Here is a 16,667-nt window from a genome sequence, read left to right on the forward strand (position 1 = left end):
GCTCGCCCGAACCGGATTTCAGCGCACAGGTTCGCCGCGCCTTCGACAGGCTGAACGCCGTGCTCGCGGCGGCCGGCTGCAGTTTCGACGACGTGGTGGACGTGACGACCTTCCACACCGACCCTGAAACGCAATTCGACAAGGTGATGGCGGTACGCGACGTGATGATAGGCGAGCCCCCCTATCCGAACTGGACCGCCGTCGGCGTGGCTTGGCTTGCGGGCTTCGACTTCGAGATCAAGGTCATTGCCCGTCTTCCCACCCCGGTCTGAATCAGTGTTCGGCTTTGACGATGCCGGGAAGGAGTGCCGAGCCGCCTGTTCCTCTCCGGGCCCGACACCAGTCAGGAGCACCGTCGATGAGACGGATTTCAACGGCTGCTCCCAATCTTCAAATGAAGGGGTCGGGCGCATCAGGGCCAGAGTAGCAGCGAAACATACGGCCGCTTCTGGGAGCCGCACGGCCGCGCTGGAACGACAGCGTCGGGTCGGGAACCATCCGTCCGCTCTACGACCGGCATGGGTGGATTTTTGCCCATCCGCTTTCGGAACTAGCTACAAGGAAAGCTGCCTCTCGCTGATGAGGCTTGAATGCTAACGCATGGCGGCCTCGTCATACTGCTTGTTGGAGGATGAGGCGCGCCACTTTGAGAGCTATGCCCAACCAAGCGCCCTTACCGCCTGGGCGTCGTTCCAGATCTTCGTCATCCCAACGATCCTGTCGCCCTCGAACTGCATCACGTAGACGTAGTCGGTCGACGTGCTCTTGCCCGTCGGTGGGCACGGACCGCCTTCCCCGGTATGGGTTCCGCGGAAGATACCGTATGCCGCTACGTTCCGGCGCACCTCGTCCGTGGCGAAGGATTTCACCTCGTACCGACCGTCGGGGATGAAGGTCAGAAGCCCCTTCATCCAATCCGTATAGTCCCGTAGCGAGGTGACACCGGCCAAGGCGTCGGCTTGGGCCGAGAAGGTCGCGTCAGGAGTGCAATAGCGCTCGCATGCCTCCCAGCCACCACCTGTCTCGCAGGCATCGAAGAAGGCCTTCGCAACCGTCGCGATGTTGCTCATGTCGGAGTCATTCCTTTGCTATCGCTTCGGACGCCGCCTGTCGCGGATGCCCGTCCGGGGGTATGCCGCATAAAGGCTCGCCTCGTGAGCCTTCATCGAACGGAACAAGGCCGTAGACACAGGTCCCCCGGAAGGACGCCTGCGTTGGCCTTCGTTCCGCTAACTCGCCCGGGCGACCTCAACGAGGTTGTCCGAGAACGACGTGCCGTAGCCCACACTGCTTCGCCCAAAGACGGCGATTAGCCGAGGGCTTATCAATTTTCCGCACAGTGCCGCTTGAATATGAAGACCTCAGCACCAGAGGCCTCGGCGGAGACATTCGAGACCCCATGACGATCGACCAGCCAGGACCGGACCATGGCGGCGGCCGTGGGGGTGAGCGCTTGTTTCCAGAGCCAGACGTCACCGGCCTCGTCCACGCCGTTCTCGCGGAACAGGGCTTGACGGGCATCATCCGCAACGCCCACCGACCATCCGGCAAAATCGGCGCCGAACTCTTTGACGTAGGTGGCGAACTCGAACTTGATCTGCTGAACGCTGTAAATCATCGGCTCAACCTGGGATCGGATTGATGCGGGCATCGACCGGACCGATGCGACGGCCCTGCATGCGCGTCATGCCTGTGCGCTTCTCGTCGGCAGACATCTCCTTGATGATGGCCTCAAGGGCGTTGAGCGCCGTGCCGACGCCATGCTGGGCAGCCAGAGAAAGCCAAGCGAAGGCCTCCACCCGGTCCTTTCCAACGCCAATGCCATTCGCGTAGAGGTGCCCGAGGCGCGCCTGAGCCGGATAGTGACCGGCCTCGGCGGCAGACCGATAGAGCAAGGCAGCGCGTACGGGGTCCGCCGGCAAGCCATCGCCCTTTGCCAGCATCGTCGCGAGATTGTACTGCGCCATCACGTCGCCGCCGGAAGCAGCACGTTCGAGCCAGCGCGCGCCCTCGCCGCGATCCTGCGCAACCCCCTGGCCCATGGCGAGCATCGCGCCGACATTAGTCGCGGCGGCCACGTTGCCTCCTTCGGCGGCACGCCGGTACCAGCCGAACGCTTCGGAGAGGGACGAGTCCACGCCGAAGCCGTTGGCGTAGTGCGCCCCAAGCCATGCCTGCGCCTCGGCAACGCCAGCCTCAGCGAGGGGCCGCAATCGCGAGAGGGACTCGGTGTAGGAGCCGGCGCGAAACGCGTCGATGGCCTTTCCGAGGTCTCCTTCGGCGCAGGATGCTGGTAATGTCCGTTCCGGTGACATGCTCATGGGCTCAGCGCCTTCTGCCTATTGCCGTCGCGTAGAGGGGTTCAGTCGCCTCGATGCGGGGCCGTGCCTTGACGGCAGCGGCCAGACGCCTGTGGAGCCAGCGCTCGGCCGCGTTGGGGAGAGGGTGTCGGCGGGCCGGATTTGCCTCCCGGACGTCGAGGTCTCGTTGAAGCTCGGTGGTGCGCCAGACGCGAGCATCGATTTCGGCGAGCCAGTCGCCCGCGCCCCGTGCCCGGTTTCCGAACAAGGCGACCCGGCACAGGGTCTCGCCAAGGGCGGTGGGCTGCACGATGACGCCACAGGTCTCGCCGGGCGACGAAAACAGGATGAGATTCGGAAACAGTATCCGGGCCTCGGCGAGCCTGCCGTCCCTCAGCGTCGTTGTCAGCCATAAGCTGTCACTCGTCGGCAAGGCGACCTCGCCGCCCGCGAGCGCCCCTAGGACAAGCTTCCAGTTGGCCGGGTACGTGCGACGAAAGGTTAGCACCGTCCCGACGGGGCGGGAGGTCTCGTCCTCGAAGGCGAGGTTCTGTAGCGGCTCCGAGGTGGTGCCGGCATCCAGGTTGACGAAAATCATCGACCCGGAGGTCCGCACAGCGACGGGAAGCAGACGTTCCGGGCGCAGGCCGAGATACTGGTGCATGGCCGGCGTCGGGCCGCCATCCGGTGCGGCCGAGAGCGGGAGGCCGTCGCGGCTATAGCCGCAGGCAGTGAATGAGCAGCGGGTCTTGGTACCCGTCTGGCACTGAAGCGGCACCGCGCGGCAGCCGCCGTGCTGAGCCTTGTTGAAACGCCCCACCAGGCCGCCATCTGCGCGGCGCTGCACGTGAACGCCATGATGTCCGACCGTGAAGGGCAGCAGATCGTTCGTCCTCGGAATTTCCTCCTGCGTCCCGATACAGACCCAGTTCCGCGTCCAGATGGCATCGTCTTCGAGGTTGGCGAAGGCGAGCGAGCGATACGCCGTCGGCGGAAGATGATGCGGCTCGGCCGGATCCAGCGCCTCTGCGAAGAAGGCGGGATCGGAGAGATCCCAACCTTCCGCGGCATAGCCGAGATCGGGGCGGTCCGTAACGAAGCCGGCCGCTGGCATGTTGTGCGGGGCAGCCGGGAGCGATCTGACGGACATCGGCATTCCTGCAGCAGGCATCCGGAGGGTAGCGCTGGCGAGAGGGGTTGGACGAGAGGCGTGCGGGGCTTGCACGCCTCCCGTCCTCACTCTGAGCCCCATAGAGGGCCCAGAGATCGATCGTGGGGATCAGGCCGGTAGCGGCTCGCCGCGGGCTTTGCGGCTCTGGTGCTCAATTGTGGTCGGATCATAATCCGCGCGGCCGCGGTGCTTGATCGCATTGGCCGGCGGAGCGGGCAGCGGCCCGTTCGTCGAGAAGCGGTCGAGCACGTTCTTCACGAGCCGCGAGATGTTGTTGTCGCAATTGTTCCAGGGCAGCGAGCCGCAGAACGCGATTGACGAGAAGGCGAAGCAGCCGCCCCCGTTCGGCGTCTCGTGGAAGGCGATGTCGCCACGCACGCGCGGATGGGTCGTTCCGTCGAGGCCTTGCTGGTTGAAGCCGAAATCCTCCATGACGAGGAGGTAAGCTTCGGTGTGGCGGCCCGCCGAGGTCGCGACCGCCAGCGTATGGGGCGGCGAACCAAGCATGGTATCGACGATGTCGAGCTCGAGACCGGCAGCACCGCCACCGACGAGACCGAAATTTCCGAGCTTCTCGTCGTATCCGATGCCCTCGAAGGCCCAAGCCACGCGCTCGTCGAGGCTGTCCGGCGTTCGCGAGAAGTAAGATGAGACGTCGAACCCTTCCGAGGACATGCCGACCCCCGCCACTGAGTGCAGATAACGCCCACGAAAGCGCCACATGCCGCCGAGTTCGCCGGTGCCCTGGTGATAGTACTCGCCGGGATCCGCGCGCCAGGTCCGGATGCCGGACTCGCAGCGGCGCATCTCGGTGACGATACCGCGGCCTTTCTCGGCGTAGCCGGGATGGTAGGAGTGGACCCAGTACCAAGCGTCCGCGCCCATATACATCAGGCGACCGCCACGCTGCGTATAGTTGTGGAGCGCATCAAGCTGAGCACCCGAATTATGCTCCGGATGCGAGCCGGTGATGATGACGTTGTAGTTTTCGATCCGGGCCAGCCCATCATAGGTGATGTCTTCATCGGTGAAGACGTCGTATTCGTAGCCCATCGTCTCCAGCCAGTAGATGAGATGAAGATCGGCCGGGTATTGCCACGGGGCCTGCGCCAGGAAGTGATCGTATTTCGGCCGGATCGACAGGATCGGCCGCAGGCGCGACGAAATCGATATCCCGGTGCCGTCGGTGTGGGTGTCGTAGATCGAGCCGCCGTATTCGCGGTGCTCGGACAGGAACATGTTCTGCTCCTGCATGATCGGCACGCGATAAACGAACAGTTCGGCGCCACCGGCGTTGCAGGCCACGTGCTCGTTGGCATAGGCCATGTAGCTGATGGTCGGGACCATGACGGCGATCTTGGCCGTCTCCTGCCCAACGCGCGGCACCACCCAGAACGGGATGAAGTCCTCGTCACCGTCAGAGGTGGTGAGCTTGGCGCCGTAGAACCGGCTTTTCACGCCGGTCTCGGGCACCGCCCATTCGAAGTTCGAGACCCAGCGGGCGTCGTCGACGTCGTCGTCGTGGAAGCTGATCGCGCCGTATTCCTGCGGAGCATGCTTCCAGTCGAAGTTCTGGCCCGACCAGTTGTAGCCGGTCATGGCCCGATTCGGGCAGTTCACCAGGGTCGCGTCGAAGCGATAAGGGCCTTCGTCCTTACAGAACAACGTGTCGATGCCGGCCGAGAAGTTCCAGGCCGCGACGATGCATTCGGAGAGCTTGCCCGTTGGGCCGCTGTTGCGGCGCTCCGTCAGGCCCGGCTGCGCACCGGCCTTCATCATCTCGATCTCCGCGCGCGACAGCGCCCGATTGCAGATGCGGGGGCTATCGATCTTGCCGTTATACTTGCCGGCGAAGACCACTCCGGCCGGCTTTGAGGACTGGGCGAGCGGATCGTCCGGGGCCAGCGTCTTCACATAGGCCGCGAGGGCGACCGGGATCGGAGCGTGGGCGATGGAGAGCTTCAGATTCGTCTCGACCGGCGGGCTCTCGGGATCGAGCGCATAGACGACCTGAGGCTCGTGATAGAGGACGACATCACCGGTCGCGGCATCGAAGGTTGCCGCGCAGAAGTGCCAGGCGTGATCGCGGATCGGGATGCCGGTGGTGATCCGGTGCTCGTTGATGCGGAGTTCGAGACAGCCGTCCTCGTTGATGAAGAGGCCGTAGCCGCTATCGTTGGCCCATTTGGTGACGAGGCCTTGGGCGCCATGCTTCCAGTAGCGCTGATGAGTCTTGGGCGCCGTAGGCCAGACCCAGCATTGGAGCGTGAAGCTTTCGACGTGGAAGGCCTTAGCATCCGGCACGTAACCGTACGAGCCACCGTGGATGATCTGCTTCTGGCCCTTGTAGGTGCCGTTCACCGACGCATCGATCAGCTTGTCGATGTAGCCCGGCCCTCGCGGATTGGTGTCGCCATTGATGACCTGAACGATCTCGACCTTGTATTCGGACGGACCATCGCAGTTTACGTAGAACTTGATCGTATCCCCGGGGTGGACACCGAATTTGTCGGCGTATCCGGTCAACCTCATGTAACTCATCGGACCAATCCTCAATGGGGCGCGAACTCTCCTCGGGGGAGCGCTCTCTCCGGCCTGACGCGCGGCCAAGTTCGGTTTCGGTGATGGGGATACGGCGGGTGGCGGATCAGGTGATCGGCCAGTTGTCGTCCTTGCGTTTCCAGCCTTCATGGAAATCGTCCGGGAAGCCGTAGTTGTCCGAAAGTTCGTCCAGGCGCATCAGGAAGATGTCGTGCTGGATCTCCTGCTCGTCGGTGTAGATCTTGTCGCCAACGAATTCGGGCGGCACGCCCCGTACGCCTGACAACCTGCCGATCCGCCATTCCCCGTCGATCTTCGTGCAAATGACGATAAGCTTACCCTTTGGGCTCTCGCCCCGCATGCGCAGCAGAACCCGCTTGAGGACAGGGTCAGCATGCACACCACCGGTCAGCACCGTCGTGTCACCGGGCGTTTCGCAGAGCAGGACAGAATTTCCGGCTACGCCCTTCATCGAATCCATGCACGCCTTGTGCTCATCGATCAGACGCTGGCGCTCCGGGCTGCCCTTTTTAGGAATCGGTTCCATTGCGTTCCTCTTGGCTGAGGCGCCCGGGACCTGGGGCGCGGTGATAGGACGACCGAACGGAGTGCAGCCCTTAATTGCAGAAGGGACGATCCTTCTGTTTAGCTCTGCGAATTAAAAACTACGCCCAGTTTAGACGTTACGTCAATAAACTTCACTAATTCATCTAGACGTTTTAATTAGCATTCTCTGCGCACTATGTGTGCAAAAGGGCCGATGGGTGTGCAACTGCAAGAAGCGCTCGCGGCGAAGCCGACCAGTCCCTCATCGGAAAGCCGGCCCGCGCTTTATCTGCGGGGTCGGTGTGGAGTCTCGCCGACGCCCGGATAGCCAGCGACAATTCGAAGGAACGGCTGCCCGAAGCCCTGTTCTTCAGCGGGCACGTCACCGAGCCGATCGAAGGTCCCCACTATACGCCAAAGCGCTTAATCACCGGGAACCTACTTGCGTTGTTTTCCGAGGATGTAGAGCACCTTACAAAGCTGCATCCACTGGCGTTCTCAGCGCTGGCTCGACCTGGTCCGACCGCTTATCCCCGACGGTCGCCAGGCCATTACCAAGCGGCGATGAGTGGACCTCATGGCCGCCTGCCCGCGTGCGAAGTGACCGAGCTTGGCGGCACCCTCGAGGGAATTGGACGCTTTAGCTATTCGTAACTAGATGTTTTTGCGGAATGCTCGGCATCTTGCGAGTCAACTCGTACGGATGCCCGCCTCACGCTGTCCACCGCCCCCTTGCCAGCAAACTGTCATGGCGGTTAAGGCTGTTAGGTTGGTGGTTCCCAGGAGGTACCGCTGTCACGTTAGGCGTAGTGTTAAGACACGGGGCGGTCCTGCTCGCATGAAAATACTCATCGCCGACGATCACTGGGTCGTGCGAGAATCCTTGAAACAAGTTTTGCGGGGCCTTCGACAATCTCTCGAGCTATTCGAGGCAGAAACGTTCAACGAGGCTCAAGCAACTCTCGAAGCTCATCCCGATGTGGACTTGCTTCTCGTCGATCTCGTCATGCCGGGATTCTCGGATTTCGATGGCCTCCGTCGCCTCCGCGCTTCGTTTCCCGACGTTCCGGTCGTCGTGATCTCGGTTCACGAGGATGTGGACCACGTCATGAGATCGCTCGGGCACGGCGTGATCGGTTACATCCCGAAATCGTCCGGAGGTCAGGAGATCGAACGCGCGCTCGAACGGGTGCTGGAGGGGGAGGTTTCCTTCCCGAGGCGCATCATCGAGCGGTCGGGAAGCGCCGTCGCCTCTTCCGCCACACCTTCCTACGTACAGCTGCCTTCCGAAAGAGTTGCGCTTGAGCGCGACCCGGGCGTGTTAACCGATCGCCAGAAGGATATCCTCCTTCTGCTGGGTCAGGGTTACTCGGTTAAGAGGATTGCATCGGAACTCGAACTCAGCAGCCACACGGTCCGCGTCCATCTCGGCAACATCATGAAGGGCCTGAACATGCGCGATCGCGCCGAAGCGGTGCATTACGCAATCCGGCATTTCGGCCCGCTGGCCGCGAGGGATCGTGGCTGAAAAGGCCGATCACGAAACGGACATCCCCCCTGCCCTGGACCCCGCGGTCCTGGCGGGACTGGACGCGCTGCCCAGCGGGATCACGATCTGGCGGCCGGACCGGCGCCTCGTCCACGTGAACGAAACGCTCCGCCGCACGCTTGGCATCGCCCCGGCTTTTGGCGAGCTATTCGACGACTTCGTGATCCGCCTCGCCCACTCACGGGAGGTCGTACTCGAGGATCCCAACCGTTGGGTTCGGGAGGAGATTGCGGATTTCGGACAGGAGAAATCAGCCGACTATATCCTCGCTGCCGGCCTCGTCATGAACGTGACGCAGCGTCCAACGCGCGACGGTGGCATGGCGGCGACCTATTCCGACGTCACCACGACGAAGAGGAACGAGCACGCCCTTCGCGAGGCCAAGGAGACAGCCGAAGCTACCGACGAGGCGAAGTCGCGCTTCCTGCGGGCAGCCAACCACGACCTGCGCCAGCCGCTCGCATCGCTTAAAATCCTCATCTACAGCTGCATGCGCGAGGCCGATGAGGAGACGCGTGCAGAGATGCTTCACGCGATGAGCGTGGCGGCGCTCATTATGGAAGACCTACTCGGAGCGCTGCTCCAGATCGGACAGCTCGATGCGGGGCGGATCAAGCCGCGCGTCACGAGCTTCCAACTCTCCCAGCTCTTCGAGCGCCTCAACATCCAGTTTCGACATCAGGCCGAGGAGAAGGGCCTGAGGCTGCGCTTCGTCACGCCGCGCGACACGGTCGCGACGGACCGGGCCTTGCTTGAGCGCATACTCAGCAACTTCGTCGCCAACGCCATCCGTTTCACAGAGGTCGGCGGAGTGGTGATTGGCTGCCGCAAAGAGGGAAAACTCCTACGGGTGGAGATCGTCGATACCGGGCGTGGCATTAAAGACGCTGATCGTGAGCGTGTCTTCGACGAATTCTACCGCGTCACGGACGAGCGGCGCAGCGAGAAGACGGGGCTCGGTCTCGGGTTGAACATCGTCAGGCGGCTCGCCGACTTGCTGGAACTCCCAGTGGGCCTGAGGTCCCGTTCGGGCCACGGCTCGATCTTTTCGGTGACCGTGCCCTTTGGCAACATCTGGCACAGCGAAGGCGGGGATGCCGAGATCAGCGAGGCCGTCGCCGGCGAGTTCGTCGGCGTTCCGGTTCTCCTGGTGGAGGATGACGACATTCTGCGCCGGAGCATGACGCAGTTGCTCCAGCGATGGGGCATCGAGGTTCACGCTGCCGCGAACGAGGACGAAGCCCTACGGCTGGCGCGAGGCGGCGCGCAGGTCCGCCTGATCATCGCCGACTATAACCTGACCAGCCGGACAGGCCTCGAGGTGGTGCGCGAGTTGCGAAAAGCCTTCGGGACGGAGACGCCCGCCTTCATCGTCACGGCTGACGCCGAGCCGAAGGTTCTCAACGGCATTCGAGAGGCCGGCCTGCCGGTTCTGATCAAGCCGGCCAGCCCGCCGCGTCTGCGCGTCTTAATGCACAATCTACTGTTCGAGCCTGAGCAAATCCGCCGGCCGGACTGATCGATAACGTGGGGCCAAGCGAGTGTCCGTCGAACTGCCGCCGATCCCGATTGGGAGTATGATCCCGCTGACCGGGCCATCTGCCGCCGATGGCGCAGAATTCCGGAACGGGATGACCCTCGCGGTCGAGGAGCTGAACGCGCAAGGCGGACTGCTCGGGCGCAAGTTGCAGCCGATCTTCGCCGATACCTGCCGGCAGACCGCCGAGGAGGTCGTCGGGGCCGCACGCATGCTGATCGAGAAGCATCGGGTGCATGCGATCATCTGTGGCTACAATATCGGTCCTCAAAACTCCGAATACGAACCGATTGCCGATGCGGGGATCATCTACGTCCACGCCAACACGCTGCTGCAGCACCATGACACGATCATGAGTGATCCGAAGCGCTACTTCGGATGCTTCATGGCCGATCCGGCCGACTATTGGTACGGGCCCGGCTTCATCAAATTCATATCGTGGCTTCGCGATACCGGACAATGGACGCCGAGTTCCGACCGCCTGGCCATCATCGCCGGGTCGAAGCCGTACAGCATCGTCATCGCGCAATCGATGGCGGCCGCTGCGGTCGATTACGGCTGGCGCCTCTGCTTCGGTCCCAAGATCGTGCAAACGCCGACGACCGAATGGCGGCAGGTCATCGACGAGGTTCGCGCGACCAATCCGGCCGTTGTCGCGAACACGCACTTCTACGCGGGCGATCTCGCTTATTTCCAGCGGCAGTTCATGGAGAACCCGATCGACTGCCTCGTCTATCTGCAGTACGGGGCGATGCACCGGACGTTTGCCGACATCGCCCAGGAAGCGAGCGTCGGCATCATCGTCTCTTCCGTAATCGGCCTCCTGCGTGACGAGGTCGGGAAGAGCTTCGAGGCCCGATACAATGCTCGCTTCGGCGAGGGCGCCAGCGCGACGATTGGATGCCAATCCTACAGTAACATGCACCACTACGCCGTCGCCGCCGCCATGGCCGGCGGTTCGGGAGCTCCCGGTGATTTCGAGCAGAACCGCAGAGTCGCAAGGGCGCTTAAGGGCATGATCTATCGGAGCGTGCACGGCACGATCCGCTATCATCCCGATTGGCAGGCCGCAGTGCCCTATCCGGTCGTCACCCACGACCCGTCACTCGGCATGCCGCACATCTTCTATCAGATCCACGACCACCGGAAGCCGCTCTCGATGATCGCGCCGGAGCCATACAACACCGAGCGCTTCATCCTGCCGCCCTGGATGAGCCGGCGCGGCGGACTGCAGAAGCCCGCCTCCGCCAATGGTCTGGGCCCGGGAAGGCCGGGCGGAGGCGCGTGACGTCACCACTAGTTAGATCGTCATGTGGCGGTTGATGAGGTCGTCGGTCATCTCGCCAATCGGGCCACGCGCGACGATGCGGCCATTCTCCATCATCAGGAAGGCATCGCCGAGTTTGCGCGCCACCTTGATATGCTGCTCAGTCAGGACCAGCGTGATGCCGAACTCCTTGTTCAGGCGACGGAGCGTTTGGCCGATCTCCGCGACGATGTTCGGCTGAATGCCTTCCGTCGGCTCGTCGAGCAGGAGGATTCGCGGATTGGTCGCGAGCGCGCGGGCGATCGCCAGTTGCTGCTGCTGGCCTCCGGAGAGGAGCCCCGCCTTTCGGTGCAGGTTCTGGGCGAGATAGGGGAAGAGGCTCAGGCAGAGTTCCGGCATTTCTTGCTTGCCGTCGGTGCGCGCAAACGTCCCGAGCAAGATGTTCTCCTTGACCGTGAAGTGCGGCAGGATCTGGCGCCCCTGCGGGATGTAGCCTAGGCCGTATTTGGCGCGCTTGTAGGTAGGAGCCCGACCGATCGCATCGCCCGAGATCCGGATCTCGCCGTTCGACCGATCCGTGAGACCCATGATGGTGCGCAACAGCGTTGTCTTGCCGACGCCGTTACGGCCAAGAACGCACAAACACTGCCCCTCCGGCAGATCGAAGCCGACGTCCTTCAAGATCGGCGTCTTGCCATAATAGGAGGTGACGTTTTCAAGCGAGAGTAGCACGGTCAGATCTCCGGTTCGCCGAGATAGACTTCCCGCACCTTCGGGTTGCTCTCGATCTCACTGAGCTTTCCCTGGGCAAGGAAGCTGCCCATGTGCATCACAGTCACTACGTCCGCGATCTCGCGCACGAAGCTCATATCGTGCTCGACGACGATGAGGGTGTGGTTCTTCTTAAGTTGATTGAGAAAGACGATCGTCTTCTCGATCTCCGACTCTGTCATCCCGGCAACGGGTTCGTCGAGCAGCAGGATGGCTGGATTCTGCATCACAACCATGCCGATCTCGAGCCATTGCGTTTCGCCGTGGGAGAGGACGCCCGCCTCGACATCGAGCCGATCCTTCAGGCCGGTCAATGTCGCGACTTCGTCGAGCTGCGCCTTGAACCCAGCCGGCTGGCGCCGGAACATGTTCCGAAACGGATTGACTTCCCGCGAATACGACACCTCAAAGTTCTGGCGCACGCTCAACTCACGGAACACCGCCGGAACCTGAAATTTCCTACCGATCCCCCGCTGGGCGATTTCATGTTCGCCGAGTCCGGTGATGTCATCGTTGCGAAGGACGATCTTTCCCGAGCTGGGCTTCTGGCGTCCGGTGATCAGGTCCATCGTCGTGGTCTTGCCGGCGCCGTTGGGGCCGACGAGACAGCACAGGGTCAGCTCCGTCACGTCGAGGCTGAAGTCGTTAATAACGTGCGTGCCACCGAAGCTCTTGTGCAGATTGTGGATCTCTAGAACGCCCATTGCCTTGTCCTTACTTCGCTGGAGCGCCGACGATACGAGGCGGTGCAATGGGATCAGGGCCACGGCGTTGGCGACCGGCCATCATACCGAGCACCTTCTCAAGCAGGCCGGCCAACCCGCGCGGCAGAAAACGGACGACCAGGATAAAGAAGCCGCCAAGTAATAGGAGCCAAGTGTTGAGGAACTGGTCGCCCAGGTAGCTCTGCCCGCCCTGGATCATGAGCGCGCCGAGGATTGCGCCAAGTAGGGACAGCCGTCCGCCGATCCCGGCCCAGATCACCATGGTGATACTAAAGTTCACGTCGAGTTGGGCGGGCGACACGTACTGGACCAGCATGACCCAGAGGCAGCCAGCAATCGCCGCGATCAGCCCGGAAACAGTGTAAATTACCGTCTCGTAGAAGGCGACATCGTAGCCTAGGAAGCGCACACGCTCCGGGTCGCCTCGGAGGGACTGGACAATGAGTCCGAACTTGCTCTGCGTCAGCAACTTTGAGGCAACTGTCGTCAGGAGGAGTAGAGCGACGACGGTCCAGTATGCCTTCGTGCTGTAGGGATCGATCTCGGTGCCAAAGATCTGGAGGGCGGCAGGAGGCGAGATGCCGTTTACACCGTTGGTGTAGGGCTGCATGTCGAGAATTAAGGTATAGAGCGCGCTGAGCATAGCCAGCGTCATGATCGCGATGAACGGTCCGGAGACACGGGCACGGAACATCAGACTTCCGAAGATCACGTAGAAAAGCGTTGGCACCAACAGCGCCAGGACGATGCCGAAGCCCGTGCTCCAGAAGGGCTCCCAGAAGAACGGCAGATGGTCGAGACTGTTATTGGCCATGAACGGCGGCAGGGGGTTCGAGGCGTCCTGCGACTGCATCTGCATGGTCATGGCCATGCCGTAGGCAGCCAGGCCGAAGGCGATACCCTGACCGAGGTTCAGGATACCGCCGAAGCCCCAGCACAGGCTGATCGAAAGAGCCAGCATTGCATAGACACCGTAGGTCGCGAACTGGTTTAGCAGGAAACCATCGCTCACGATGGTCGGTACAGCGAAGAGGCACATAAAGAAGACGGCGTAGACCATCCACTGAGCCGTCTTGTTGTGGTATAGGTTCTGGGTCATCGGTCTGTACTGATCTTTCTGGAAATTTAACGGCGGGCCTTGGCGACAGCGAAGAGGCCGCGCGGGCGAAACCGCAGGAAGACGACGATGAGCACGTAGAGAAGGAAGCGCGCGAAGGTATCGTTCGAGACCATCGCGAAGATGGACTGCAGCTCGCCCGTCAGGCCGGAGGCCGCGACGCTACCGACCAGGGTGCCGCCGCCGACGACGACTACGAGGAAGGCCTGGACGACATAGGACGTGCCCATTGTCGGGAGGACGATAGCCAGCACGCCGAACAGGCACCCGGCCATGCCCGCGAGGCCGGCCCCAATGGCGAACGTAGTCATGTAGACGCGGTCCGCGTCGATGCCAAAGGAGGCGGCCATCTCCTTGTTCTGCATCACGGCACGCACCTGCATGCCAAACCGCGTCCGGTAGAAGAGATAGACAGTGCCGGCGACGACCGTGGCCGTGACGCCGAAGATGAAGATCCGAAGCACTGAGAGGTTGACAAAGCCGAACTCGACGTTGCTTTGGAAAATCTCTGGAACCGCAACGTATTTCGGGTCGCTACCGAAGAGGATCCGCACACCCTGCATCAACACCAGCGAAACGCCCCATGTCGCAAGCAGAGTATCGAGCGGGCGATTGTAGAGGTATCTGATCAGGCCCCTCTCGATCACCACCCCAATCGCCGCCACGACAATGAAGGAGGCGGGGATACAGAGTAGGAACGGTAAGCCGAAGACGCTTTGCAGCATGTAGGACGTATAAGCGCCGAGCATGATGAACTCGCCATGGGCCATGTTGATGACGCCGACGGTTCCGTAGATGATCGTCAGTCCGATCGCCGCGATCAGCCAAATACTGGCGATGCTTAAACCGAGGATCAGCGCGTTCACGACGGACGCGAATTCGATATGGGGCATGATGCGTCCAGCAGTTCATTTTGAATTCGACCGGCACTGACAATGCCGACCATGCATATGCCAGCCTCGTTAGAGTCGCTCCTCCGAGGCTGGAGGTGTCGTATCGGCGATCAGATCACGTTCTTGCGGACCTTGCCGTCGGGCGCGACGAGTCCGTCGGCCGTGCACTTCCCAGAATTCGGGTAGATCGAGTACGGGTCCGGCGCGACGTGCTCTGAGGCTTGGTCCACGGTCTTGAAGCTACCGTCGGCCTGACACTGGCCGATCTTGGGCTTCAGCCAAGTATTGAAGTTGTCGCCGTCGATCCAGATTAGGCCTTCCGGCGATACGTCGTCCTCGACGCGGATGCCGCCGCTGACGTCGCGGATCATCCGCGACGTGACCTCTTCAATGTTTCCCGTCTTCTTGAGGGCCTTTTCGAGACCGTACTTGAAGACGTAGGCCGAAAGGTAGGTCTCTTCCATGTTGTAGTGCGTGCTGCCGTTCTTCCCGTATTTGCTCTTGAGGAAATTCTCAACGAACTTCGCGTTAGTCGGATTTTCGAGCGTCTGGAAGTACGGCGCGGACAGGAAGTGGCCCGCGCCGACATCGGCGCCCATAGCCTTGGTCTCGATCTCGCCGGTGGTCAGTGAGGCGATCGGCATCGCATCGACTTTAAAGCCCTCCTGCTTGAACTGCTTGTGGAAGGCAATGTCGGATGCGCCGACGACTGTCGAGAAGATAAAGTTCGGCTTGGCCTCGCGGATCTTGTTCAGTACCGGACCGAACTCCGAGCTTCCGAGGGGGATGTACTCTTCGCCGAGGAGCTCACCGCCGGCATTCTGGAGCCAGAGTTTGGCGTTCTTGTTGGATTCCTTTGGCCAGACGTAGTTCGATCCGACGAAGAAACACTTCTTGCCGAAGTTCTTGACCATGAATGGTATCAGGTCTTTCGAATGCTGGTTCGCCAGCGGACCCGTGCAGATCGTGTTCTGGGTACACTCCGCACCTTCGTAGCAGGTTGGATAGTAGAGCAGGCTATTCTGCTGCATGACGATCGGCAGGATCGCCTTGCGGCTGGCCGAGGTGTAGCAACCAAACAGCGCGATCACCTTCTCGCGCATGATCAGCTCTTTTGCCTTCTCTGAATAAACATTGAAGTCTGACTTTGCGTCGATGATAACCGGCTTGATTTCGTGGCCGGCAATACCACCGTTCTTGTTAATCTCCTCGATCGCGTACTGCATCACGAGGGTCGAGTCTTCTTCCGGCACTGCTAGCTGACCGGTCAGAGAGAATAACAGGCCGACCTTGATGGGTTCGCCCTTCTTCAGCGTTGCGCCCCAGGCTTCCCGAGAGGTCGGAAGCCACAGATGCGGAGCAACAGCCGCTGCCGCAGCCAGCGTCGACCCTTTCAATATTTTACGACGCGTGATGTCCATCTTCGTCTCCTGCAAGACAGCCGGCAGCGGCCCGCGCAATGCGAGCAAACAGGCGTTGCGTCTCCGGCACTAATTGGTCTTGATGAGAAAGGCTGACACGTGACGGTCCAATCAGTCAACGCGCAGCCTGGAAAAACGCTATGCTTCCGCTGCCCGAAAAACAGGCAACGTCAAATATAGCGTGTCATATTTGCAAGAGATGTGCTCCGCTATTCAGGATCGTAGACGAAGCTGTTGACGGTTCGAGCTTCGCGATGCGAGCTTTAAAGTCATGCCGGCCAGGCGACGCATGGCTTAAAGCGATGTGTACCTGAATCTTGCAGCCACAGGTGGAACCAACTCGGGTGTGTGTTCATGTCTGAATTCGCGAGGACCGCGAAGTTGGGTGTGGCGGGGCAACCATCCGGAGAAGCACCGAACGACCAATAGAGAGACGGATCGACCCGGCGCGGCACTCTGCGGCATCGGGCCATAATCACGGCTGTCTGGTCGATCTTCCGGAGGGCATGAGACAATGAAGATCTATCGAATAATCGATCACGGCTCAACACGCTCCCCGACGAGGAAGCACTTCATCCGGTCGGTTGCGGCTGCGATACTGGGGCTATCAGCCTCGGGAGCGCAGGCGCAGACGGCGTCCCCGGTGGGCGAGTTCAACGTCCAGACGCAGCCGCGCACCACCCGTGAGGTCGCCTCGAAACCCGCCGATCCCGTCCGCACCGGGCCCCTCGCGCCCTGGGCCACCGACATGGCGGCGCGGGGACTGACCTTCGACGTCAACATCTACGACTTCTACCAGGCCAATCCGAGCGCCGGCCTGCGCACCGGC

The 16,667-nt window shown here is 61.6% G+C and carries 15 protein-coding genes and 1 pseudogene; 5 read left to right on the forward strand and 11 right to left on the reverse strand.

Going from position 1 to position 16,667, the window contains the following annotated elements; all coding sequences use genetic code 11:
* Window positions 1-272 (forward strand): Rid family hydrolase (locus tag MKK51_RS22055; RefSeq protein ID WP_243980978.1); only part of this gene is annotated, 272 nt, incomplete at its 5' end.
* A gap of 381 nt (window positions 273-653) precedes the next feature.
* Here the strand turns inward: MKK51_RS22055 and MKK51_RS22060 are convergent.
* The 6 genes from MKK51_RS22060 to MKK51_RS22085 form a co-directional block, all read right to left on the reverse strand.
* Window positions 654-1,070, reverse strand: coding sequence for an ester cyclase (locus MKK51_RS22060; RefSeq protein WP_243980980.1), 417 nt, complete (start codon window positions 1,068-1,070; stop codon window positions 654-656).
* A 254-nt stretch (window positions 1,071-1,324) separates the two neighbouring features.
* Window positions 1,325-1,618 (reverse strand): hypothetical protein, encoded by a 294-nt coding sequence (locus tag MKK51_RS22065; RefSeq protein ID WP_027171719.1) that lies wholly within the window; start codon window positions 1,616-1,618, stop codon window positions 1,325-1,327.
* Window positions 1,619-1,622: 4 nt separating this feature from the next.
* Window positions 1,623-2,315 carry a tetratricopeptide repeat protein gene (locus MKK51_RS22070; protein WP_243980982.1) on the reverse strand — a complete coding sequence of 231 codons (693 nt, stop codon included), beginning with the start codon at window positions 2,313-2,315 and terminating at the stop codon, window positions 1,623-1,625.
* A gap of 10 nt (window positions 2,316-2,325) precedes the next feature.
* The gene (locus MKK51_RS22075; RefSeq protein ID WP_243980983.1) at window positions 2,326-3,450 is read right to left on the reverse strand and encodes a hypothetical protein; all 1,125 of its coding nucleotides are present in this window, start codon (window positions 3,448-3,450) and stop codon (window positions 2,326-2,328) included.
* Window positions 3,451-3,579: 129 nt separating this feature from the next.
* Window positions 3,580-6,012, reverse strand: coding sequence for a LamG domain-containing protein (locus tag MKK51_RS22080; RefSeq protein ID WP_243980985.1), 2,433 nt, complete (start codon window positions 6,010-6,012; stop codon window positions 3,580-3,582).
* Window positions 6,013-6,118: 106 nt separating this feature from the next.
* On the reverse strand, window positions 6,119-6,559 hold the full coding sequence (locus tag MKK51_RS22085; RefSeq protein ID WP_027171715.1) for a hypothetical protein: 441 nt from the start codon (window positions 6,557-6,559) through the stop codon (window positions 6,119-6,121).
* 837 nt (window positions 6,560-7,396) lie between these two features.
* Between MKK51_RS22085 and MKK51_RS22090 the strand changes: the two genes are divergently transcribed.
* Genes MKK51_RS22090 through MKK51_RS22100 form a run of 3 tightly spaced genes read left to right on the forward strand, consistent with a single transcriptional unit; the run spans window position 7,397 to window position 10,932 of the window.
* Window positions 7,397-8,086, forward strand: coding sequence for a response regulator (locus MKK51_RS22090; protein ID WP_027171714.1), 690 nt, complete (start codon window positions 7,397-7,399; stop codon window positions 8,084-8,086).
* The gene (locus MKK51_RS22095) at window positions 8,079-9,626 is read left to right on the forward strand and encodes an ATP-binding protein (RefSeq protein ID WP_243980987.1); all 1,548 of its coding nucleotides are present in this window, start codon (window positions 8,079-8,081) and stop codon (window positions 9,624-9,626) included. Before MKK51_RS22090 ends, MKK51_RS22095 begins: the two co-directional genes overlap by 8 nt.
* A gap of 22 nt (window positions 9,627-9,648) precedes the next feature.
* Window positions 9,649-10,932 (forward strand): ABC transporter substrate-binding protein, encoded by a 1,284-nt coding sequence (locus MKK51_RS22100; protein WP_313898830.1) that lies wholly within the window; start codon window positions 9,649-9,651, stop codon window positions 10,930-10,932.
* A gap of 12 nt (window positions 10,933-10,944) precedes the next feature.
* Here the strand turns inward: MKK51_RS22100 and urtE are convergent, their stop codons facing one another.
* The 5 genes from urtE to MKK51_RS22125 form a co-directional block, all read right to left on the reverse strand.
* Entirely contained in the window at window positions 10,945-11,643 is a 699-nt protein-coding gene (gene urtE / locus MKK51_RS22105) for an urea ABC transporter ATP-binding subunit UrtE (protein ID WP_027171712.1), read from the reverse strand.
* Between the two features lie 2 nt (window positions 11,644-11,645).
* Window positions 11,646-12,386: an urea ABC transporter ATP-binding protein UrtD gene (urtD, locus tag MKK51_RS22110; protein WP_036266031.1), complete on the reverse strand. Its 741-nt coding sequence runs from the start codon at window positions 12,384-12,386 to the stop codon at window positions 11,646-11,648.
* A 10-nt stretch (window positions 12,387-12,396) separates the two neighbouring features.
* Complete coding sequence (gene urtC, locus MKK51_RS22115) at window positions 12,397-13,506, reverse strand: urea ABC transporter permease subunit UrtC (protein ID WP_243980991.1); 1,110 nt, start codon at window positions 13,504-13,506, stop codon at window positions 12,397-12,399.
* Between the two features lie 26 nt (window positions 13,507-13,532).
* Window positions 13,533-14,417, reverse strand: coding sequence for an urea ABC transporter permease subunit UrtB (gene urtB / locus MKK51_RS22120; RefSeq protein ID WP_243980993.1), 885 nt, complete (start codon window positions 14,415-14,417; stop codon window positions 13,533-13,535).
* A gap of 110 nt (window positions 14,418-14,527) precedes the next feature.
* Window positions 14,528-15,838, reverse strand: a complete 1,311-nt coding sequence (locus MKK51_RS22125; protein ID WP_243980995.1) for a transporter substrate-binding domain-containing protein — start codon at window positions 15,836-15,838, stop codon at window positions 14,528-14,530.
* A 514-nt stretch (window positions 15,839-16,352) separates the two neighbouring features.
* Between MKK51_RS22125 and MKK51_RS22130 the strand changes: the two are divergent.
* Window positions 16,353-16,667, forward strand: a pseudogene (locus MKK51_RS22130) (porin); the annotation flags it as partial.

The organism is Methylobacterium sp. E-045, from assembly GCF_022829685.1.
Taxonomy (GTDB): Bacteria; Pseudomonadota; Alphaproteobacteria; order Rhizobiales; family Beijerinckiaceae; genus Methylobacterium.